This window comes from Pseudomonas fluorescens (assembly GCF_004683905.1).
Classification (GTDB): domain Bacteria; phylum Pseudomonadota; class Gammaproteobacteria; order Pseudomonadales; family Pseudomonadaceae; genus Aquipseudomonas; species Aquipseudomonas putida_A.
The window spans coordinates 3,952,604-3,974,072 of record NZ_CP038438.1 but is presented as its reverse complement, the minus strand read 5'-3'; the positions used below and the strand labels follow the sequence as shown (position 1 = coordinate 3,974,072).

The window sequence follows — 21,469 nt, the reverse complement described above, 5'->3', positions numbered from 1 at the left end:
TCCCCGACCCACAGCCTTATAATGCCCGCCTTTGTACCTCAGCAGGCTGTCCCACCTTGGCAAACATAGATAACCCGGTCGCCGAAATGGCACCCGAAGGCTTTTACCGTGTGGCACTGGGCGTCGAGTACAAAGGCTCGCGCTACAGCGGCTGGCAGCGTCAGTTGACCGGCGTGGCCACGGTGCAGGAAGAACTCGAAAAAGCCTTGTCGAAAGTCGCCAATTCGCCGGTTTCGCTGCAGTGCGCCGGGCGTACCGATGCCGGGGTGCATGCTTGCGGACAAGTGGTTCATTTCGACACGCCAGTCGATCGTTCGCTGAAAGCCTGGGTGATGGGCGCCAATATCAATCTGCCCCACGACATCAGTGTCAGCTGGGCGCGGGTGATGCCGGCGCATTTCCATGCGCGGTTCAAAGCCATCGCCCGGCGTTATCGCTATGTGATCTACAACGATCAGATTCGTCCGGCGCATCTCAACGAAGAAATCACCTGGAACCACCGCCCGCTCGACGTCGAGCGCATGGCTGAAGCGGCGCAATACCTGATCGGTACTCATGATTTCAGTGCGTTCCGCGCCGGCCAGTGTCAGGCCAAGTCGCCGATCAAGAAGATGCATCATGTGCGCGTGACCCGTCACGGCAAGATGATCGTGCTCGATATCCGCGCCAACGCCTTTTTGCACCACATGGTGCGCAACATTGCCGGTGTGCTGATGACCATCGGTGCTGGCGAGCGCCCGGTCGAGTGGATGAAGGAAGTGCTGGAAAGCCGCGAGCGCCGTTCCGGTGGCGTGACAGCGCATCCGTACGGGTTGTATCTGGTGCAGGTCGAATATCACGATGAATTTCCGTTGCCCGAGCGTTTTATCGGGCCACATTTCCTTACGGGTTTCTCGGAACTTGACGGCTGACGCCCTCGAACGCATTTGTTACCATCCGGGACTTTCCCGAATTTGACGCGGAGTTTTTCTCGATATGTCAGCCGTTCGCAGCAAGATCTGCGGGATTACCCGCATAGAAGATGCGTTGGCAGCGGTCGAGGCCGGGGCGGATGCGATCGGGTTCGTGTTCTACGCCAAGAGCCCGCGTGCAGTGGGCGTGCAGCAGGCAAGGGCGATCATCCAGGCCTTGCCGCCGTTCGTGACGACGGTGGGCCTGTTCGTCAATGCCAGCCGCTGCGAGTTGGGGGAAATCCTCGATGCCGTGCCGCTGGACCTGTTGCAGTTCCATGGCGACGAGACCGCTGAACAGTGCGAAGGTTGGCATCGTCCGTACATCAAGGCATTGCGGGTCAAGGCTGGCGATGACATCGCGGCTGCCGTCGATGCCTATCCGAGTGCCAGTGGCGTGCTGCTCGACACTTACGTCGAAGGCGTGCCGGGCGGAACCGGCGAGGCGTTCGACTGGTCTTTGATTCCGCAAGCTTTGAGCAAGCCGCTGATCCTGGCCGGTGGCCTCACCCCGGAAAACGTCGCCGACGCTGTGGCCCGGGTCAAACCGTACGCGGTCGATGTCAGCGGCGGGGTAGAAGCGAGCAAGGGCATCAAGGATCATGCGAAGATCCGCGCGTTCATCAATGCCGTACGTAGAAGCTCGCAGGGAGCGTCTACTTCGATGTGACGGCTGGCGAACTGCCGCCGTCCATCAATGCACTTGCACAAAGCAGGCGAGGCTGAGGGTTTCTGGAGTTGCACGCAGGTCATGTTCCGCGCTGACCGCGGCGTTCCATCAATCATCGCCACACACATGAATTTAGCTGAAGGGCATACGCGGGGCTGCGAACCAGAGCGTTCGGGCCGCCGGTACTGGAGAAAGAAAGCATGAGCAACTGGTTGGTAGACAAACTGATCCCTTCGATCATGCGTTCGGAGGTCAAGAAGAGCTCGGTGCCTGAAGGTCTGTGGCACAAATGCCCGTCCTGCGAGGCTGTGCTGTATCGCCCTGAGCTGGAAAAGACCCTGGACGTTTGCCCCAAGTGCAACCACCACATGCGCATCGGCGCACGGGCGCGTATCGACATCTTCCTGGATGCCGAAGGCCGCAACGAGCTGGGTGCAGACCTGGAGCCGGTTGACCGTCTGAAATTCCGCGACGGCAAGAAGTACAAGGACCGTCTGGTCGCTGCACAGAAGCAGACCGGCGAAAAGGACGCGCTGATCTCCGTCAGTGGCACCCTGTTGGGTATGCCGGTGGTGGTGTCGGCGTTCGAATTCAGCTTCATGGGCGGTTCCATGGGCGCCATCGTCGGTGAACGCTTCGTGCGCGCCGCCAACTACGCCCTGGAAAACCGTTGCCCGATGATCTGCTTCGCCGCCTCCGGTGGTGCGCGCATGCAGGAAGCGCTGATCTCGCTGATGCAGATGGCCAAGACCTCGGCCGTGCTCGCGCGTCTGCGTGAAGAAGGCATTCCGTTCATCTCGGTGCTGACCGATCCGGTCTACGGCGGCGTTTCCGCCAGTCTGGCGATGCTCGGCGACGTGATCGTCGGTGAGCCAAAGGCACTGATCGGCTTCGCCGGTCCACGCGTGATCGAGCAGACCGTGCGTGAAAAACTGCCGGAAGGCTTCCAGCGCAGCGAGTTCCTGCTGGAGCATGGCGCGATCGATCTGATCATCGATCGTCGTGAACTGCGTCCGCGCCTGGGCAATCTGCTGGCGCAACTGACCGGCCAGCCGACTCCGACCTACGTCGCCGCTCCTGTCGAGCCAATCGTCGTTCCACCGGTGCCTGCCAACGTATGACCGAGCGTACCCTTGGCGAGTGGCTCGCCTACCTTGAGCAGTTGCATCCATCGGCCATCGACATGGGGCTGGAGCGTTCGCAACAGGTAGCGTCCCGCATGGGACTGGGCCAGCCGGCGCCTCGGGTGATTACGGTCACCGGCACCAACGGCAAGGGTTCGACCTGCGCTTTCGTGGCTTCCTTGCTACGGGCGCAGGGCCTGAGCGTGGGTGTCTACAATTCTCCGCACCTGCTGCGTTACAACGAGCGGGTGCAGCTCAATGGCGTCGAAGCCACTGACACTCAGCTGTGCGAGGCCTTCGCTGCAGTCGAGGCCGGGCGTGGCGACACTTCCCTGACTTACTTCGAAATGGGCACCCTGGCGGCGTTCTGGTTGTTTCAACAGGCAAAACTTGACGCTGTGGTGCTGGAAGTCGGGCTGGGCGGGCGTCTGGACACGGTCAATGTGGTGGACGCCGATATCGCGCTGGTCACCAGCATTGGCGTCGATCATGCCGAATACCTGGGCAATACCCGCGAATCCGTGGCCTTCGAGAAGGCCGGGATTTTCCGTCAGGGCAAACCAGCCTTGTGCGGCGACCTGAATCCTCCGCAGCCGTTGCTCGACAAGGCGCGGGAGCTGGCATGTCCGTTTTTCCTGCGTGGGCGTGATTTCGACCTCGGCATCACAGACCAGCACTGGCAGTGGCGCGGTACCGATGCGCAAGGCCAGCCGGTCGAACTGCGCGACTTGCCGCTGCTCGATCTGCCGATGGAAAACGCAGCGCTGGCCTTGCAGGCGTATCTGATGCTCGGTTTGCCGTGGAATCCGTCGCAAATTGTTGCTGCGTTGCAGGCCACTCGCGTGGTCGGCCGGCTGGATCGCCGCTCGTTCGAATTCGATGGCAAGCGCCTGAACCTGCTGCTGGACGTGGGGCATAACCCGCACGCGGCGGAGTATCTGGCGCGGCGCCTGGCCACTCGGCCGCCGGTAGGCAAGCGTCTGGCGGTGTTCGGCTTGCTGGCGGACAAGGATCTGGATGGTGTTGTCGGCGAATTGAATGCTAGTGTCCAGCACTGGGCAGTAGCGCCGCTGGATTCGCCGCGTTCGCGTCCGGTCAGTGAATTGCACGCCGGGTTGCAGAACCTTGGCGCGTCCGTCACGTCCTATGACAGTGTCGCGGCTGCGCTGGAAGGGCAGTGTGCGATCGCAACCAGCGACGACGAGATTCTGTTGTTCGGATCATTTTATTGTGTCGCCGAGGCCCTTGAATGGTTGGCCCGGCGCTCCACGGAGGAAGCGGCAAATGGCTTTGCTGGATAAAGCGTACAAGCAGCGCATGGTTGGCGCCCTGGTGCTGGTGGCACTGGCGGTGATTTTCCTGCCGATGCTGTTTTCCCGCCAGGACGAGCAACGTCAAGTGACGGTAGAGGCGCCTGCCGCGCCGCAAGCCCCTTCGATGCCGCAGGTGCAAATGGAATCGGTGGCCGTGCCTGAGCCGCAGGCTTTGCCGCAAGAACCGGTGCCAGCGGATGAAGAAGTCGCAGAAGACACTGCGCCTGCTGCACCAATCGCGGCAGCCCCGGCGCCGACGGCGCCCATAGCAATCGCCAAGCCGACTGCGCCGCCTGCGGTGGCCAAACCGATTCCGGCACCTGCTCAGCCTATTGCTGCTGCGTCGAAACCTGACACCACGCAAAGTCGCGTCGATGCCAACGGTCTGTCGGTCAGCTGGTCGGTGCAACTGGCCAGTCTGTCGAGTCGCGCCAGCGCCGAAAGCCTGCAGAAAACCCTGCGCAGTCAGGGCTACAACGCTTATATCCGTTCCGCCGACGGCAAGAACCGGGTGTTCGTGGGTCCGCTGATCGAGCGTGCCGAGGCCGATCGTCTGCGTGATCTGTTGAGTCGCCAGCAGAACCTCAAGGGGTTTGTTGTGCGCTTCCAGCCCGAGCGCGGCTAGGATCTATCGATTCGATTGAAATGCACTGAAAATCGCAGCTTACCGACAGCGGTGCGCTCTGCTAAAATGCGCCGCCTTATCCGTCTGTAGGCTGCACTGTGCCATTTACCCTGGTTGACTGGGCGATCGTTGCAATCATCGCCATCTCCGCTTTGATCAGTTTGAGCCGCGGCTTCGTCAAGGAAGCATTATCGCTGGTGACCTGGATCATCGCAGGAGCGGTTGCCTGGATGTTCGGTGGCTCACTGTCCGAGTACCTCGCCGGATACATCGAAACCCCATCGGCTCGCGTGATCGCGGGCTGTGCCATCATGTTTGTCGCCACACTGATCGTGGGCGCAATGATCAATTATCTTATCGGCGAGTTGGTGCGCGTGACCGGATTGTCCGGCACCGATCGATTCCTGGGCATGGCCTTCGGCGCGGCGCGTGGCGTGTTGCTGGTGGTCGTGGCAGTCGGGCTGTTGAGCCTGGGGCCGGTACAGCAGGACGGGTGGTGGAAAGAATCACAGCTCGTGCCAAAGTTTCTATTGGTCGCCGACTGGTCCAAAAACCTGATTCTCGGGTGGAGCAGTCAGTGGCTTGCCAGCGGAATCAGCGTACCCGCTGATATTCCGTTCAAGGAGCAACTCTTGCCGTCGGCCAAAACGCCTCAGTGAGTGTTGTTCAGTTCAGATCCATTAAGTAGGGGTTGCGTCGCATGTGTGGCATCGTCGGTATCGTCGGTAAGTCGAACGTCAATCAGGCGCTGTATGACGCGCTAACCGTGCTCCAGCACCGCGGCCAGGACGCTGCCGGTATCGTGACCAGCCATGATGGCCGGTTGTTCTTGCGCAAGGACAATGGTCTGGTGCGTGACGTGTTTCAGCAGCGTCACATGCAGCGCCTGGTCGGCCACATGGGTATCGGTCACGTCCGTTACCCGACTGCCGGCAGCTCGACCTCGGCCGAAGCGCAGCCGTTTTACGTCAACTCGCCTTACGGCATCACCCTGGCGCACAACGGCAACCTGACCAACGTTGAACAGTTGGCCAAGGAGATCTACGAATCCGACCTGCGTCACGTCAACACCAGTTCCGACTCGGAAGTGCTGCTTAACGTGTTCGCCCACGAGCTGGCCCAGCGCGGCAAGCTGCAACCGACCGAAGAAGACGTGTTTGCCGCCGTGACCGACGTGCACAACCGTTGCGTCGGCGGTTACGCGGTGGTGGCGATGATCACCGGTTACGGCATCGTCGGTTTCCGTGACCCGCACGGCATTCGTCCGATCGTGTTCGGCCAGCGTCACACCGACGAAGGCGTCGAGTACATGATCGCTTCCGAAAGCGTTTCCCTGGACGTGCTCGGTTTCACCCTGATCCGCGACCTGGCCCCGGGCGAAGCGGTCTACATCACTGAAGACGGCAAGCTGCACACTCGTCAGTGCGCGACCAACCCGTCCCTGACCCCGTGCATCTTCGAACACGTCTACCTGGCGCGTCCGGATTCGATCATCGACGGTGTGTCGGTGTACAAGGCGCGTCTGCGCATGGGCGAGAAACTCGCCGAGAAGATCCTGCGCGAGCGTCCAGAGCACGACATCGACGTGGTCATCCCGATCCCGGACACCAGCCGCACCGCCGCGCTGGAGCTGGCGAACCACCTGGGCGTGAAATTCCGCGAAGGCTTCGTCAAGAACCGCTACATCGGCCGGACCTTCATCATGCCGGGCCAGGCTGCCCGCAAGAAGTCGGTTCGTCAGAAGCTCAACGCGATCGAGCTGGAATTCCGCGGCAAGAACGTGATGCTGGTCGACGACTCGATCGTACGCGGCACCACCTGTAAGCAGATCATCCAGATGGCCCGCGAAGCCGGCGCGAAAAACGTCTACTTCTGCTCGGCGGCCCCGGCCGTACGCTTCCCGAACGTTTACGGCATCGACATGCCGAGCGCTCACGAACTGATCGCACACAATCGTTCGACTCAGGATGTGGCGGATCTGATCGGTGCAGACTGGCTGATCTATCAGGATCTGCCTGACTTGATCGAAGCAGTCGGTGGCGGCAAGATCAAGATCGAAAACTTCGATTGCGCGGTGTTCGACGGCAAGTACGTCACCGGCGACGTCGACGAGGCTTACCTGGACAAGATCGAGCAGGCACGCAACGATGCCTCCAAGGTCAAGACCCAGGCGGTCAGTGCGATCATCGATCTGTACAACAACTGAGTTTCTACCGGCCCTGAGGGGCCGGTTTTGTATCTGGCAAAAGACTTTCATTTATTCAGAACAGGGCAAGGAGTGACAGCATGAGTCAGGAATGGGATGCCGGTCGGCTGGACAGCGACCTCGAAGGCGTAGCGTTCGATACCCTGGCCGTACGTGCCGGTCAGCACCGGACGCCGGAAGGCGAACACGGTGATCCGATGTTCTTCACTTCCAGCTACGTGTTCCGCACCGCTGCCGACGCGGCTGCGCGGTTTGCCGGGGAAGTGCCGGGCAACGTGTACTCGCGCTACACCAACCCGACCGTGCGCGCGTTCGAAGAGCGTATCGCTGCGCTGGAAGGCGCTGAGCAAGCGGTCGCCACCGCTACGGGCATGGCCGCGATCATGGCGGTGGTGATGAGCCTGTGCAGTGCCGGCGATCACGTGCTGGTGTCGCGCAGCGTGTTCGGTTCGACCATCAGCCTGTTCGAGAAGTACTTCAAGCGTTTCGGTGTGCAAGTTGACTACGTGCCGCTGGCCGATCTCTCGGCGTGGGATGCGGCGATCAAGCCGAACACCAAGCTGCTGTTCGTCGAGTCGCCGTCCAATCCGTTGGCAGAGCTGGTGGATATCACCGCGCTGGCGGAAATCGCTCACGCCAAAGGCGCGATGCTGGTGGTCGACAACTGCTTCTGCACGCCTGCCTTGCAGCAGCCGCTGAAACTCGGTGCGGACATTGTCGTGCACTCGGCGACCAAGTTCATTGACGGCCAAGGCCGTTGCATGGGCGGTGTGGTGGCTGGTCGCAGCGAGCAGATGAAAGAAGTTGTCGGTTTCCTGCGCACCGCCGGGCCGACACTGAGCCCGTTCAACGCGTGGATCTTCCTCAAGGGCCTGGAAACCCTGAATCTGCGGATGAAGGCGCACTGCGCCAACGCCCAGCAACTGGCCGAATGGCTGGAGCAGCAGGACGGTATCGAGAAAGTCCATTACGCCGGTCTCAAGAGTCATCCGCAGCACGAACTGGCCCAGCGTCAACAGAAGGGCTTCGGTGCGGTGGTGAGTTTCGAGGTCAAGGGCGGCAAAGAGGGCGCGTGGCGCTTTATCGATGCCACCCGGTTGATCTCGATCACCGCCAACCTTGGTGACAGCAAAACCACCATCACTCATCCGAGCACCACCTCCCATGGCCGTCTGGCGCCACAGGAGCGTGAAGCAGCAGGGATTCGTGACAGCCTGATCCGCATCGCGGTCGGTCTGGAAGACGTGGCGGACCTGCAGGCTGATCTGTCGCGCGGTCTGGCGGCGTTGTGATCGAGTTGTCTACTCCGAAGGCGGGCACCCATGGCCGCGTGGCGCTGGTTACCGGTGCTGCGCGCGGCATCGGTTTGGGTATCGCGGCCTGGTTGATCAGCGAAGGCTGGCAAGTGGTGCTGACCGATCTCGATCGGGTGCGCGGCTCGAAAGTGGCGAAGGTACTGGGCGAGAATGCCTGGTTCATCGCCATGGACGTGGCGGATGAAAGTCAGGTCGCGCTCGGCGTTGCCGAGGTGCTCGGCCAATTTGGTCGTCTCGATGCGCTGGTGTGCAACGCGGCAGTCGCTGACCCGCACAACATCACCCTGGAAAGTCTTGATCTGGCGTACTGGAATCGAGTGCTGGCGGTAAACCTCAGTGGGCCGATGCTGCTGGCCAAGCACTGTGCGCCGTATCTGCGCGCGCACAACGGCTCGATCGTCAATCTGGCCTCGACCCGTGCGCGGCAGTCGGAGGCTGATTCCGAGGCGTATGCGGCGAGCAAGGGCGGGTTGTTGGCGCTGACCCATGCGTTGGCGATCAGTCTCGGGCCGGAAATTCGCGTCAATGCGGTCAGCCCTGGCTGGATTGATGCTCGGGATCCTTCTGCGCGGCGAGCAGAGCCTTTGGCCGATGCCGATCATGCTCAGCATCCGGCGGGCAGGGTAGGGACGGTCGAGGATGTGGCGGCGATGGTCGCGTGGCTGTTGTCGCGCAATGCCGGGTTTGTCACCGGGCAGGAATTCGTCGTGGATGGCGGCATGACCAAGAAGATGATTTACACCGAGTAGATCGCGCTCTTCTCCTGAATTTGCTTCAAATGGGCTGCCGTCTTCGCGAGCAAGCTCGCTCCCACATTTGGAATGCAATCCCCCTGTGGGAGCGAGCTTGCTCGCGAATGCAGTCTTGCAGGATGGAAACAATTTCGTCTTTTTCAGAAAAACTTCAATCCTGCTATTGACTTAGGTTCGCTACCTGCGTAAATTTCGCGGCCTCGGAGATGCAAACGGGTGATTAGCTCAGCTGGGAGAGCGTCTGCCTTACAAGCAGAATGTCGGCGGTTCGATCCCGTCATCACCCACCACTCCCCGAGAAACTTGCGAAAGCAAGAGGTAGGCTGAAAGTGCCTCCACCGACGCGCAGCGGTAGTTCAGTCGGTTAGAATACCGGCCTGTCACGCCGGGGGTCGCGGGTTCGAGTCCCGTCCGCTGCGCCATATTTTACGAGTCAGACATTGTCTGGTTCGCGATTGCAAAGCACCGAAGCTTTCAGTCAAAACGAGTTACTTGAGCGCAAGCTCAAAGCGATACGCAGCGGTAGTTCAGTCGGTTAGAATACCGGCCTGTCACGCCGGGGGTCGCGGGTTCGAGTCCCGTCCGCTGCGCCATATCTGTTTCAAGGACCACTGAACGCCTTGAAACACCGAAAGCAACCGTTGGTTGTTTCGGAATCGATAGCAAAGACCCTGGTCGAAAGACCGGGGTTTTTTGTGTCTGAAATTTGGTATTTCCTTCCTTAGGCTCGTGCCTCCACCCTGAATCCAACACAAATCCCCCTGTGGGAGCGGGCTTGCTCGCGAAAGCGGTGTATCAGTTGAAAATGGTCTGCCTGACACCATGCCTTCGCGAGCAAGCCCGCTCCCACAGGGGGGGGGGGGCGGTGTGCCCGGCGATCTGCTGCGGTGCCACGTCGCATTGATTTTTTGATTCTTTAGTCAAATTTTTGTAACTGGTTGTTTGCCGGACGCTCAGAAACCTTTAAAGTTAACCTTTCGGTCAGCTTTGCACTGTCAACACGCCCTTTGTTTAGCCAAGAAGGGCTTCTGCAAGACTCGAGATTCCCAGTAGATAACCAGAAGGGCGGACACATAACCGCCCAGAGGATGATCCATGTCCAACCGTGATATATCCCGGCGCTCGTTCCTCCAGGGCGGGCTGGTGGCGGGTGTGAGCGTCACGCTCACGCCGCTCAGCAGTCAGGCGTTGGCTGCCTTGATGGAAAACAGCGTCACCGTGCCGTCCGAGAAGTGGCTCGGCAACAACGGCAAGGCACGCCAACGTAACGACGCCCTGTCCAAGGTCTGCGGCAGCAAAGTATTTGCCCGCGACATTCGTTCCAAGGACATGCCGGGCTGGCCTGAGCAGCAAGGCCACGCCATGCTGCTGAAAACCATCAAGGCTGACCGAATCTACGAAGGCTACGACCTGTCGTGGCTGGGCGCCGACCTGCAACCTGACCGCATTGTCACAGCGGCCGATCTGGACAAGGACGGCATCGTGTTCCCTGAAGAACACGCGCCGGATCCATTGCTGCCGGAAGGCAAAGTGCCGATGTTCATCGGCCACCCGGTGGCGATCCTGATCTGGAACGATTTCGAGCGTTTTCGTCAGGCCAAGAACAAACTCAAATTCAATGACAAGGCGATTCGTTACGGTGCACAAGTGCCGTACTACGAAGGCGACCCTTATGGCAGCTTCCGCTACGTGCGCGTGGGCGGCGCGACATCGGCCGACGAAGACGAATTCGCCAGCCTGAAAGACTCGATTCTGTTCCCGATGCTGAAAAACCGGCGTCCGGTGTGGAATTCCCAGCCGAACCTGCACGGCAACCTGACCGAGCGCGGTCTGTTCTACGCCGACCGCATGAAAAAAGAGATCGATACGCCGCCGGACAACTGGCTGGTGTTCGACGAGCGCTACAAGACTCCGTCGATCGAACCGGCCGCCATGGAGCCGGACAACGGCAACGGCTGGTACGACCCGAAAACCAAGACCCTGCACTTCGTGGTCGCCACTCAGTGCCCGCTGGAAGCGGCGACCGAGACCGCGAAAATGATCGCGCCATCGCGCTTCGGCCTGGCAAACCTGAACATGCACCCGGGTTACACCGTGGGCTACGGTTCCAAAGACCACAACATCTTCGTCTACTACGCGGCCCTCGCTGCGCTGTACGGCGCCGGTGTACCGATCCGTCTGGCCAACGACCGCTATGAGCAGTTCCAGAGCGGCATCAAGCGTCACCCGTTCGACATCCGCTATCAGCTCGCAGTGGACAAGAACGACTACAGCTTCAAGATTTTCCGTGCCGAGATGAGCGTCGACGGTGGTGGCCGTATCAACTACAGCCCGTCGGTAGCGGCAGTCGGTGCCACGGCAGCGCAGTCGATCTATTACATGCCGCAGAACGATCTGCAGGTCACCGCTTATCACTCGCGTGGTGTTGAAGCGGGTTCGATGCGCGGTTACGGCACCCTGCAAAGCATGGCCTCGACCGAAATGATGGTCGACGAAATCGCCAACCGCCTCGGCGTTGACGCGATTGATCTGCGTCGCAAGAACGCCTTGCGTTCGGGCATGAAAAACACCCAGGGCGCGATTCCGGCCGGTGCCCTGCGCCTGCACGAGATTCTCGACAAGGCCTCGGTGCACGAAGTCTGGAAAAACCGCGACGCGATCAAGAAACAGCGCGAAGCTGCCGACCCGGACAACTGGTACGGCGTGGGTTTTGCCATTTGCCAGAAAGACTTCGGCACTGGCTCCGAAGCGCCGATGGCCAGCATCGAATTCACTGCTGAAGGTCGCATCACCCTGCGTCACATCGGTATTGAAATCGGCACTGGCATGTCCACTTCGCAGGCGCTGGTGGTGGCCGATTTCCTTGGCAGCCCGGCGCACGACGTGAAGACCGGCGAAACCGAATGGAAGGAAATGCAGCTGATCACCAGCGGCAACCCTTACATCATGAGCCAGGCCGAACAGGACAACCTGCTGCGCAACCCGCGCTGGGTTGGCAAGCTGGCCTCGGCGTCGTCCGCGACCAACTCGGCCTACTACTTCAGTCACGCCACCCGTGAAGCGGCGCGCGTGCTGTTCAACAACGGTTTGTGGCCGGCGGCCATGGAAATCTGGCGTCAGGGCCCTTACGGCGGTCAAGCCAACCCTTACGTGGTGCGTCGTGAAGATGCGCATTGGGTCGATGGCAAGCTCACTGCCAATGGCATGCAGCCATTGAGCTTCGAAGAGCTGGCCAAACGCGCTCACGAACGTGGTCTGGTCACCGGTGCCACCGTTCACGCGTTCAACCGCTGGAGCTGGGCCGAGGCCGAATACAGCATCGACGGCGTGCGCGAGCGTCTGCCGCTCGACGGTCTCGCAGTGAAGTACGGTGATGGCGCGCCGAAGGCGAAGAAAGCGTTGATGAGCACGGCGGGTTTCCACCTGCTGGATCGCCAGAACATCAACTACCCGGTGGTCCAGTTGAACAACGCTGCGGTGACTTACTACAGCCCGGTGGCCACGTTGGTCGAGCTGAAGGTCAATAAAGGCTCGGCGGAAGTCGAGGTGCTCAACCACCATTCGTGGGTCGAGTGCGGTCGGGTGCTGGTCGAAGAACTGGTCAAGGGCCAGCTCGAAGGCGGGATCGCCATGGGCATCGGTCATGCATTGATGGAAGAGATGCCGCTGTACGAAGGCGGACCGGGGGAGGGTGACTGGAACTTCAACCGTTATCGCCTGCCGATGGCCCGTCACGTGGCGGTGTGGAAGCAGACTGCGGAGATTCTGCCGCCGCTGTCGCCAAGCGATCCGTCCAAAGGCATCGCCGAAGTGGTGATGATCCCGGTGGTCGGTGCCATCGGTAACGCCGTGGCGCACGCCATCGGTAAACGTGTTCGCGATCTGCCAATCACTGCTGCGCGCATCAAGGAGGCCCTCAATGGCTAACCGTCCGCTTCAACTGACCCTCAATGGTCAATCCGTCGGCCCGGTGGACATCCCTGATGACCTGCCGATGATCGACTATCTGCACGAATACAAGAACCTCACCGGCTCGCGCCTGGGCTGCGGCCAGGGCATTTGCCACGCCTGCGTGGTGATCGTCGACAACCCGGACGGCACCAGTGAAGAAGTGCGCACCTGCATCACCGGCGCGCATTACTTCGAAGGCAAGAAAGTCCGCACCATCGAAAGTCACGCCAAGCGTGATGAGAGTGGCCAGGTCACTGAGCTGAACCCGGTCCAGCAGCGTTTCGTCGACGAATTCGCCTTCCAGTGCAGCTACTGCGCGCCGGGCTTCGTCAACGCCGCGACGGTGCTGGTGGAGAAGCTGCAGCGCCAGCCGATCGTCAAAAGCCAACTGGAAAAAGTCATCGAGGACAGCCTCGGCCACCACATCTGCCGTTGCACCGGGTACGTGCGTTACTACAACGCCACGCGCAACGTGCTGACCGATCTCGGCCTGGTCAAGGAGGGTTGAGCATGAAGCATCTATTGACCCGCCTGACCCTGGCGGTCGGGCTGGCTGCGCCGGTGTTGTTTGCTCACGCTGATGATCAGGTCAAGCGCGGCGAATACCTCGCCCGCGCCGCCGACTGCATGGCGTGCCACACCGCGCCGGGCGGCGCGCCGTTTGCCGGCGGGCTGCCGATCGTTTCGCCGTTCGGCACGATCTACGGCACCAACATCACCCCGAGCAAAGCGCACGGCATCGGCCTGTACAGCGATGACGAATTCTTCGCTGCGCTGACCGAAGGCAAGCGTCGCGACGGCGCCAATCTGTATCCGGCGATGCCGTACACCTCGTATCACCTGGTCCCGCGGGAAGACTCGGATGCAATCCACGCGTACTTGAAAACCATCGAGCCGATCGAGCGCGCCGCGCCGGTCACCAGTTTGAGCTTTCCGTTCAACGTGCGTCCGGGCCTGATCGGCTGGAACATGCTGTACGGCAAGGCCTTGAAGCTGGAGTCTGGCGAAGGCAAAAGCGAAGCCTGGAAGCGCGGCCAGTACATGGTCGAAGTGCTCGGTCACTGCGGCGAATGCCACACGCCACGCGGCCTGCCGGGCGCGATGCAATTGGACAAGCGCCTGACCGGCGGCATCCTCAACGGTTATCTGGCACCGAGCCTGCTCGCCACCGATCTGGCGGCGCGCGGCTGGAATCAGCAGGATCTGAGCACGTTCCTCAAGCACGGCATGAGCGCCCAGGGCACGATGTTCAACGAGATGTTCCCGGTGTTCCACAACAGCACTCAGGGTCTGAACGATCAGGATCTGGCGGCGATGGCGACGTTCCTGCTTGGCGACAAGCCGCCAGCGGCAAAAGAGCTGACTGAAGTGTCGCTGGACAAGCTCAGCCCGAGCGCCCAGCGCGGCCGTCAGGAATATTTGAACGTCTGCGCCGGTTGTCATGCCGCCGGTGGTGAAGGCAAGCCGCACATCGCCGTGGCCATGCGCGGCAATACCACGCTGCGCCTGGAAGATCCGCGCAACCTGGTGCGGGTGATCGAGGACGGTATCGGTGAGCAGAAATTCGCTGGATTCGAACACATGCAACCGATGCCGGGTTTCGCCGACAAGCTCAAACCTGAGCAACTGACTGATCTGCTGAACTACCTGCGTCAAGGCTGGGGCGGTCAATCGGCTGAACTGGCGGTGAGCGACGTGCAGAAACTGCAGGCTGACGCTCCGGCCGTCGAGCACAAGGCGCACTGACATGCAGCATCTCGATCTACAGGTTGTGCGGCGGGCACTGGAGTGGTCGGTAGCGGGGCAGCGCATTTGGCTCTGCACCGTGCTGACCACTTACGGCTCGGCGCCGCGTGCACCGGGTTCGCTGCTGGCGGTGAACGATAGAGGCCAGTGGATCGGCTCGCTGTCCGGTGGCTGTGTTGAGGAAGACTTTCTCGAGCGCGTCGCTGAAGGTGCGTTTCTCGATGCGGTCAACGTGGTGCGTTACGGCGAAGGTGATGATCCGCGCTCGCGGGTCAGCCTGCCCTGTGGCGGCATTCTCGACGTACTGGTAGAGAAATTTGACGCCGACTGCGAGGTGCAGGCGCATCTGCGTGAACTCGAATCGGCATTGCTCGGCCAGCGCCGTTTGATTCGCGAGGTCGATCTGGCCAGCGGTGCGCGCAGTCTGTTCACTGATCGCGAGCAGGGTGCGCGCATCGAGCGCGAGATTGATCGGGTGCGGATTCGCGTCGGTGCCGCCCAGCGCTTGCTGCTGGCGGGTTACTCCAGCGTGGCGCAGGCCTGTGCCGAGTTCGCGGTGGGTCTGGGTTTCGAAGTGATTCTCTGCGATCCACGTGATGAAGTGCTCGAAGGCGTGGTGCTGAATGGCGTGGAGATTCGTCGGCAACTGCCTTCGGTGTTCATCGCCGATGGCGGCTGTCATCGCGATACCGCGGTAGTGGCGCTGACCCATGATCCGCGCATCGACGATCTGGCGATGATGGAGGCGGTGCGAACCGAGGCGTTTTACATCGGCGTCATGGGCTCGCAGCAGACTTCGCAGAAACGCTTCGAGCGCCTGCGCAGGATTGGTGGGCTGGGGGAGGTCGAGCTGGCGCGGATTCATGCGCCAATCGGGCTTAACCTGGGCAGCAAAACACCGGCGGAGATCGCTTTGGCGGTGCTGGCGGATATCTTGCGGATTCGTAGCGGAATTGCCCGAGACCAGCTCTGATCTGGATTCTGCAAATTTGTGGCGAGGGAGCTTGCTCCCGCTGGACTGCGCAGCAGGCCTTCTTTTTAGATAAAAGAGAGTCCGCTGCGCGACCCGGCGGGAGCAAGCTCCCTCGCCACAGTTGTTTGCCAGTCAAGAAAACTGATCAGAAGCCCAGCTTGTCACGCAACCCGTAATACCACGCACCCAATGCCGCAAACGGCGTGCGCAGCAACTGCCCGCCGGGGAACGGGTAATGCGGCAGATCGGCAAACGCATCAAAACGCTCGGCCTGACCGCGCAACGCCTCGGCCAGTACCTTGCCGGCCAGATGCGTGTACGTCACGCCGTGGCCGCTGCAGCCTTGCGAATAGTAGATGTTGTCGCCCAGGCGCCCAACCTGCGGCAGGCGCGACAGGGTCAGCAGGAAGTTGCCCGTCCACGCGTAGTCGATCTTCACGTCCTTCAGTTGCGGGAACGCCTTGAGCATTTTCGGGCGGATGATCGCTTCGATGTTCGCCGGATCCCGCGCACCGTAAACCACGCCGCCGCCGAAGATCAGACGCTTGTCGCCGGTCAGTCGGTAGTAGTCGAGCAGATAGTTGCAGTCTTCGACGCAGTAATCCTGTGGCAGAAGAGATTTCGCCAGCTCATCGCCCAGCGGTTCGGTGGTGATTACCTGGGTGCCGCACGGCATCGATTTCGCCGCCAGTTCCGGTACCAGATTGCCGAGATAGGCGTTGCCGGCAACGATGATGAACTTGGCCCTGACCTTGCCTTGCGGCGTGTGCACCACCGGGTTGGCACCACGCTCGATGCGCACGGCTGGCGATTGCTCATAGATGGTGCCGCCGAGGGACTCGACCGCAGCAGCTTCACCGAGCGCCAGGTTCAGCGGATGAATGTGGCCGCCGCTCATGTCGAGCATGCCGCCGACGTATTGATCGCACGCCACTACTTCGCGAATGCGGCGCTGATCGAGCAGTTCCAGTTGCGTGTGGCCAAAGCGCTCCCACAGGCGCTTCTGCGACTCCAGGTGACCCATCTGCTTGGCGGAGAGGGCGGCGAACACGCCGCCGTCCTTCAGGTCGCACTGGATGTTGTACTTGGCCACGCGCTCCCGAATGATCCGTCCGCCTTCGAAGGCCATCTGCCCGAGCAGTTGCGCCTGCTTCGGGCCAACGGTGCGCTCGATGACGTCGATGTCACGGCTATAGCTGTTGACGATCTGCCCGCCATTACGCCCCGATGCACCGAAGCCGACCTTGGCTGCTTCCAGCACCGTCACGCGAAAACCGTTCTCCAACAGAAACAACGCCGAGGACAGCCCGGTATACCCGGCGCCGATCACACAGACATCCGTCTCCACATCATCCTGCAAGGCCGGACGTGGCGGTACGGCATTGGCCGACGCAGCGTAATAAGACTCTGGGTAAGGGGTGTTCGCCATCCTGCGCCTCTGTTTAATATATTTTACGAGTGCGTCGATCCTACCCGAGTTGAAAAACCTCCGCCAGCCACCGGAAAAATCTTCTCTACTGGCCCGAAATTAAATATTTTGCATATTCATAGGGTTAGGTGAAAAAAAGGTGTTGACACCCCTCCGGAATTCCGTAGAATGCCGCCTCACAGCAGGCACGTAGCTCAGTTGGTTAGAGCACCACCTTGACATGGTGGGGGTCGTTGGTTCGAGTCCAATCGCGCCTACCAAACAAAATCCGCTCTGCTGGGCGGTCTAGAAGGGCTCACCGAAAGGTGGGCCCTTTTTTGTTGTCTGCGATTTGCAAAACTTTTGCAAAGCTTTTTCAAAACCCCCACCTCAGCGCACCTCTCGACACTGCATCTCTTCCGTTACCCAAGCGCTTAGCGTGTTTCGAAATAACACGACCTGCTGATATGGCGTTCTGTTCTTTTTTTGGATCCGTCTAAAAAGTGTGGATATTGAAGGGGTTACCGGTATTTTTAACCGACCGGTTATCAAAAAAATGTTGTTGCTGGTCGTGAAGTTCAGTAACATCTGCCCCGCGTTCACCACCACGGTTTATGCATTTTTAAATCCCAAGCTTCCATCAGCTGCTTGGGATTTTTTTTGCCTGCGATTTGGCGAATCCGTTTCTGTCTCTCTGTTTCCTGCGCGAAGCTTTCCAGCCCCATTGCTGTGTGCGGGCGCAACCGGCTTTTTTCGACTACTACTGACTGGCGTTTTCCAGGGCTTTCTCAAAGGAGTTCGTCGATGCTGGTTCACTGGCTTCTCGCCGCAATTCATCTCTTGGCTTTTGCACTGGGCTTCTGGGCCGTGTTGACCCGTGGCACGGCGTTCAGTCGTCTGGCCGCTGGCGTCGGTGAGGCCAAGCGGGTTTTGCTCGCTGATAATCTGTGGGGGATTGCTGCGCTGGTGCTACTGGTGACCGGTGGCATGCGCGCCTTCGGTGGCTTTGAAAAGGGCACTGACTACTATCTGCACCAGCCGCTGTTTCATTTGAAGATGACGTTGTTCGTGCTGATTCTGCTGACAGAGCTGGCGCCGATGATCACGCTGGTCAAATGGCGGATCGCATTGGCGCGGGGCAAGGCGCTCGATACCGGACGTGCAAAGCTGTTCGCGCGGATCAGCCATGTCGAGGCGCTGCTGTTGGTACTGATGATGATTGCAGCTACCGGCATGGCGCGCGGCGTGACGTTCGGCTAGCAGGGAGCAATTCCCTGTGTCCTCTCGGAAATGTCTGACAGCCAGGCTTGGCAGTCGCAGGTAGTATCGCGCTGCTGGAGAAAGGGAGGGGAGCGAATGAAGCGGAGAAGGGATGTGTCAGGCGCCGTGCCCAGTGGACTGGGGAGCGGATGGCAATACGGCGCGTGAATCTTTAGCCAGTCTTACGCGAAGGCAAATGGACTGGCTACTGACTGCGGGGTGGCTCAGGGCGTTTGTGGCTTGTCCGGGGCGGTCAGGCCAGCCTGAATGCGCTGATAGATCTCTTCACGGTGCACGGCAACGTTTTTCGGGGCGTTGATGCCGATACGGACTTGCTGACCGCTTACGCCGAGGATGGTGATCGTAATGTCATCACCAATATTTATGCTTTCACCGACTTTGCGGGTGAGTATCAGCATGGTCTTCTCCTTGATTGCTTTGTAGGGCACCTGATTCAGACAGTGCAGAGGTCGGTGGTACGTATAGATTAGTGCGAAGTCTCACGGTTTGGGTGCCTCTTTCTGACGCGCAGATGCGGCATTAATTCCCAGGGCGTAACTATACAGAGGCTGCAATCATCAATCTCGTTGTTTTGTGCCCATTTTGCGGGCCTCGCGAAGTATTTATGAATGTTAAGATCGGCGCTTTGTGATTTTCGAGGAAAGCGTTGTGCGCAAACTGGTCTGGATGGTCGCGGCACTGGCATTGGCGGGATGTGGTGAAGGCAAGAGTGTAGACGTGCAGAAGCCGAAAACGGCAGTCGCGGCCGCACCTGCGGCGGCGTCCGCCCCGCAATGGGACCTCGAAGTACGCGGCGAAACGCCTCAGGCTGTCAGTGACCTGAGTGGCTGGTTGATCGAGCATGCGTTCGTGCCGACCGTGATCAAGGACAGCAGCGGCAAGACGCGGATCCTGATTGGTCCGTTCAACTCCCAGGCCGACGCGCAAGCGCGCAAGGTAGAGGTGGATGCGGCATTGGTGAAGGCCAAGAAGCAGAACGTCGAGTCGGTGATCGTCGAGCATCCGCTCGCGCCGTAAGCAGCACTTTCAGCGGAGCGGCCTAAAGGACATCGCGGGCGATTCGTCTTATACGAGTCAATCACGATTTCCCGAAGGAGCTCCGCATGGCCTCCACCGCTCCCTACAAACTCTTCAATGCGGTTTTGCACCGCAAGACGCTGGTGAGTCCGCACATGATGCGGATCACGCTCGCCGACCCTTCGATAGGTGGCATGGCCACTTGGGCGCCGGATCAGCGGGTCAAATTGTTCTTCCCTGCTGAAGATGGATCGCCTGCAAGTCTTGCGCAGGAGGAGGGCTGGTACGCGCGTTTTCGTTCGATGCTGGCGAGCCGGCGGCCAGCAATGCGCACCTACACCATTCGTCATTTGCGCGCCGAGCAAGGCGAGGTCGATATCGATTTTGTTCTGCATGGCGAAACCGGGCCCGCGTCGCGCTGGGCGCTGCGTGCGCAGCCAGGAGCGTCTATGCAGATTCTCGCTCCTGACAGCGGTTTTTCCGCGCAGGACGCCGGCGGGTTTGAATGGAAACCGCCGCAGCTGCTCAAGGAGGTTTTGCTGGTGGCGGATGCCACGGCATTGCCGGCCGCCATGGGCATTCTTGACGAGTTGGCTGCCATGGCTGAACCGCCTCAGACTCAGGCTTACTTTGAAGTGGACAGCGCACCAGACATGCTCCCGGTGCCGGATTGGCCCGGGCTGTCGGTGCAGTGGCTGGTCCGCGATCAGGCGCCAGAAGTAGTGGCTGGGGCGCTGATGGTAGAGGCAGTGCAGCAGGCGTTCCTGCCGGCAGAGGATTCATCGGTCGGGCAAGCTGCCGAACTCGTCGAAGTCGATATCGACAAAGACATACTCTGGGAGATCGCCAACACGGCCCCTGAAGGATTTTATGGCTGGATTGCCGGAGAAAGCGCGGCGGTCATGCGTCTGCGCAAATACCTGATCAAGGAGTGCGGTATCCCCCGCGAGTCACTCAATCTGATGGGCTACTGGCGCTACAACAAGGCTGGCAGCTAAAAACAAAAAAGGCCTCGAACATCACGTTCGAGGCCTTTTCTTTTGCGCTGAAGAATCAGCCGCAGGCTTTCAGGTTTACCGGGCCGACAAATTCATTGCCACGTCCCATCACGCACGCCACGCTCTGATTGCGTTGACGTTCCCAGTCCTGCACTGGATAAGTTTTGTCCCACGCTTCGTACAGTTGCCGATCCTGTTTCGACAGGCGCAAGCCGTACTGCTTGCTCATGTAGAAATAGGTGCGCGCGATCATGCCGCGAATCGACGGGCGCGGCATGACCTTCTTGGCCTTGAAGTCGACCTGGGTCAGGCACGAGCCGTACTGCCCGGATTGCACCGGCAGCCAGCCATAACTGAAGTTGCTGCGGTCACCGTTGACCTCACCAATGCTCGGCACCAGGTTGTGCAGGTCGGCTTCGGCTTTCTGGTAGCTTGGGTCATAGCGGGTGCAGTTCTTGCGCCCGCCCGACTGCCAGCATTGACGCTGGTGACCGAACTCCCACGCCGGGACGATGTGTTCCCATTCGATGCGTGAAGCACGCTTGGCATTTTTACGTGGTACGTAGCCGCAAGCCTTCAAGTCCACCTTGTTGCCGGTGTACTTGCACCCGCAGTAAAACTCGGTGGACTGCGGTGCATACAGTTTCCAGGCGGCCTTTTTGGCCTCGGTAAAAGTGCGGGGCGCGCCAGCCTGGGCGCCAAAAGCGATGAACAGCAGCAGCAAAGCAAAACAGCGGACACTCATTGAATCAATCTTCCTTCGGCACAACCCAAAAAATCTGCACGCCGCCATCGTCGCGATAGGCGAGTGTGACGTTGTCGTTCTCGTCGATTTCCTCGAGCAGTTGCTCCCATGCATCCACAGGCTCGTCCGGCAGGCGGAAGATCAGTGCGGCTTTGGCTTTTTGTGCGGTAGGAGAATTGATGATTTTCTGAACGCGCATGCCCATGCGTTCGTAAGCGTCAGGAGTATCAGGAGAGGTGGCCACGAGGTTATCCTTATTAAGCTGTACGTGCATACAGTATTTAACTGTAAGCATTTTCGCAACTGCTTAAAATTCAAGAAAATCCTCTGACAGCGCTTTTCCGATTTTGGTGTAGGTCGGGTCGATTATTTTGTATGAAAAAGTCGCGCTCAG

General features: G+C 60.0%; 20 protein-coding genes and 4 tRNA genes. 20 read left to right on the top strand and 4 right to left on the bottom strand.

Features of this window, described 5'->3' with window-relative positions; all coding sequences use genetic code 11:
* Positions 1-86: 86 nt before the first annotated feature.
* The 16 genes from truA (at position 87) to E4T63_RS18145 (ending at position 15,626) form a co-directional block, all read left to right on the top strand.
* Positions 87-911 (top strand): tRNA pseudouridine(38-40) synthase TruA, encoded by an 825-nt coding sequence (gene truA / locus E4T63_RS18220; RefSeq protein ID WP_167797102.1) that lies wholly within the window; start codon positions 87-89, stop codon positions 909-911.
* Positions 912-975: 64 nt separating this feature from the next.
* Positions 976-1,620 (top strand): phosphoribosylanthranilate isomerase, encoded by a 645-nt coding sequence (locus tag E4T63_RS18215; RefSeq protein ID WP_098964649.1) that lies wholly within the window; start codon positions 976-978, stop codon positions 1,618-1,620.
* 200 nt (positions 1,621-1,820) lie between these two features.
* Entirely contained in the window at positions 1,821-2,741 is a 921-nt protein-coding gene (gene accD, locus E4T63_RS18210; RefSeq protein ID WP_027611535.1) for an acetyl-CoA carboxylase, carboxyltransferase subunit beta, read from the top strand.
* Positions 2,738-4,045 carry a bifunctional tetrahydrofolate synthase/dihydrofolate synthase gene (gene folC / locus E4T63_RS18205; protein ID WP_135296202.1) on the top strand — a complete coding sequence of 436 codons (1,308 nt, stop codon included), beginning with the start codon at positions 2,738-2,740 and terminating at the stop codon, positions 4,043-4,045. The genes accD and folC overlap by 4 nt, the downstream gene beginning before the upstream one ends.
* Positions 4,029-4,682 carry an SPOR domain-containing protein gene (locus tag E4T63_RS18200; protein WP_096796160.1) on the top strand — a complete coding sequence of 218 codons (654 nt, stop codon included), beginning with the start codon at positions 4,029-4,031 and terminating at the stop codon, positions 4,680-4,682. Before folC ends, E4T63_RS18200 begins: the two co-directional genes overlap by 17 nt.
* A 98-nt stretch (positions 4,683-4,780) precedes the next feature.
* A complete protein-coding gene (locus tag E4T63_RS18195; protein WP_007961197.1) occupies positions 4,781-5,341 on the top strand; it encodes a CvpA family protein in 561 nt (186 codons plus the stop codon).
* A gap of 41 nt (positions 5,342-5,382) precedes the next feature.
* Positions 5,383-6,888 carry an amidophosphoribosyltransferase gene (gene purF, locus E4T63_RS18190; protein ID WP_003226416.1) on the top strand — a complete coding sequence of 502 codons (1,506 nt, stop codon included), beginning with the start codon at positions 5,383-5,385 and terminating at the stop codon, positions 6,886-6,888.
* Between the two features lie 80 nt (positions 6,889-6,968).
* Entirely contained in the window at positions 6,969-8,180 is a 1,212-nt protein-coding gene (locus E4T63_RS18185; RefSeq protein ID WP_027611539.1) for an O-succinylhomoserine sulfhydrylase, read from the top strand.
* Positions 8,177-8,953 (top strand): SDR family oxidoreductase, encoded by a 777-nt coding sequence (locus tag E4T63_RS18180; protein ID WP_003226413.1) that lies wholly within the window; start codon positions 8,177-8,179, stop codon positions 8,951-8,953. The genes E4T63_RS18185 and E4T63_RS18180 overlap by 4 nt, the downstream gene beginning before the upstream one ends.
* A 217-nt stretch (positions 8,954-9,170) precedes the next feature.
* Positions 9,171-9,246 (top strand) — tRNA-Val (locus tag E4T63_RS18175).
* 55 nt (positions 9,247-9,301) lie between these two features.
* A tRNA-Asp gene (locus tag E4T63_RS18170) sits at positions 9,302-9,378 on the top strand.
* A gap of 94 nt (positions 9,379-9,472) precedes the next feature.
* Positions 9,473-9,549, top strand: a tRNA-Asp gene (locus E4T63_RS18165).
* A gap of 502 nt (positions 9,550-10,051) precedes the next feature.
* Positions 10,052-12,883: a xanthine dehydrogenase family protein molybdopterin-binding subunit gene (locus E4T63_RS18160; protein WP_135296201.1), complete on the top strand. Its 2,832-nt coding sequence runs from the start codon at positions 10,052-10,054 to the stop codon at positions 12,881-12,883.
* Positions 12,876-13,415 carry a (2Fe-2S)-binding protein gene (locus E4T63_RS18155; RefSeq protein ID WP_134786868.1) on the top strand — a complete coding sequence of 180 codons (540 nt, stop codon included), beginning with the start codon at positions 12,876-12,878 and terminating at the stop codon, positions 13,413-13,415. The genes E4T63_RS18160 and E4T63_RS18155 overlap by 8 nt, the downstream gene beginning before the upstream one ends.
* A gap of 2 nt (positions 13,416-13,417) precedes the next feature.
* Positions 13,418-14,653 (top strand): c-type cytochrome, encoded by a 1,236-nt coding sequence (locus tag E4T63_RS18150; RefSeq protein WP_135296200.1) that lies wholly within the window; start codon positions 13,418-13,420, stop codon positions 14,651-14,653.
* A 1-nt stretch (position 14,654) separates the two neighbouring features.
* Positions 14,655-15,626: an XdhC family protein gene (locus E4T63_RS18145; RefSeq protein WP_134786866.1), complete on the top strand. Its 972-nt coding sequence runs from the start codon at positions 14,655-14,657 to the stop codon at positions 15,624-15,626.
* 145 nt (positions 15,627-15,771) lie between these two features.
* Here the strand turns inward: E4T63_RS18145 and E4T63_RS18140 are convergent, their stop codons facing one another.
* Positions 15,772-17,055, bottom strand: a complete 1,284-nt coding sequence (locus E4T63_RS18140) for an NAD(P)/FAD-dependent oxidoreductase (RefSeq protein ID WP_134786865.1) — start codon at positions 17,053-17,055, stop codon at positions 15,772-15,774.
* A 183-nt stretch (positions 17,056-17,238) separates the two neighbouring features.
* On the opposite strand from E4T63_RS18140, the gene E4T63_RS18135 reads away from it, so the two are divergent.
* Positions 17,239-17,315, top strand: a tRNA-Val gene (locus E4T63_RS18135).
* A gap of 523 nt (positions 17,316-17,838) precedes the next feature.
* The gene (locus tag E4T63_RS18130) at positions 17,839-18,294 is read left to right on the top strand and encodes a DUF2214 family protein (protein WP_098964639.1); all 456 of its coding nucleotides are present in this window, start codon (positions 17,839-17,841) and stop codon (positions 18,292-18,294) included.
* A 224-nt stretch (positions 18,295-18,518) separates the two neighbouring features.
* On the opposite strand, the gene csrA is transcribed toward E4T63_RS18130, so the two are convergent.
* Positions 18,519-18,713 (bottom strand): carbon storage regulator CsrA, encoded by a 195-nt coding sequence (gene csrA / locus E4T63_RS18125; RefSeq protein ID WP_003179932.1) that lies wholly within the window; start codon positions 18,711-18,713, stop codon positions 18,519-18,521.
* Positions 18,714-18,963: 250 nt separating this feature from the next.
* Between csrA and E4T63_RS18120 the strand changes: the two genes are divergently transcribed.
* Together E4T63_RS18120 and E4T63_RS18115 are read left to right on the top strand one after the other, a co-directional pair.
* Positions 18,964-19,332 (top strand): sporulation protein, encoded by a 369-nt coding sequence (locus tag E4T63_RS18120; protein ID WP_047293271.1) that lies wholly within the window; start codon positions 18,964-18,966, stop codon positions 19,330-19,332.
* Positions 19,333-19,418: 86 nt separating this feature from the next.
* Positions 19,419-20,330, top strand: a complete 912-nt coding sequence (locus E4T63_RS18115; RefSeq protein WP_135296199.1) for a siderophore-interacting protein — start codon at positions 19,419-19,421, stop codon at positions 20,328-20,330.
* Between the two features lie 55 nt (positions 20,331-20,385).
* On the opposite strand, the gene E4T63_RS18110 is transcribed toward E4T63_RS18115, so the two are convergent.
* Both E4T63_RS18110 and E4T63_RS18105 read right to left on the bottom strand, forming a co-directional pair.
* Entirely contained in the window at positions 20,386-21,075 is a 690-nt protein-coding gene (locus E4T63_RS18110) for an endonuclease (RefSeq protein WP_003226397.1), read from the bottom strand.
* Positions 21,076-21,079: 4 nt separating this feature from the next.
* A complete protein-coding gene (locus tag E4T63_RS18105; protein ID WP_415752806.1) occupies positions 21,080-21,349 on the bottom strand; it encodes a DUF1654 domain-containing protein in 270 nt (89 codons plus the stop codon).
* Positions 21,350-21,469: the final 120 nt, after the last annotated feature.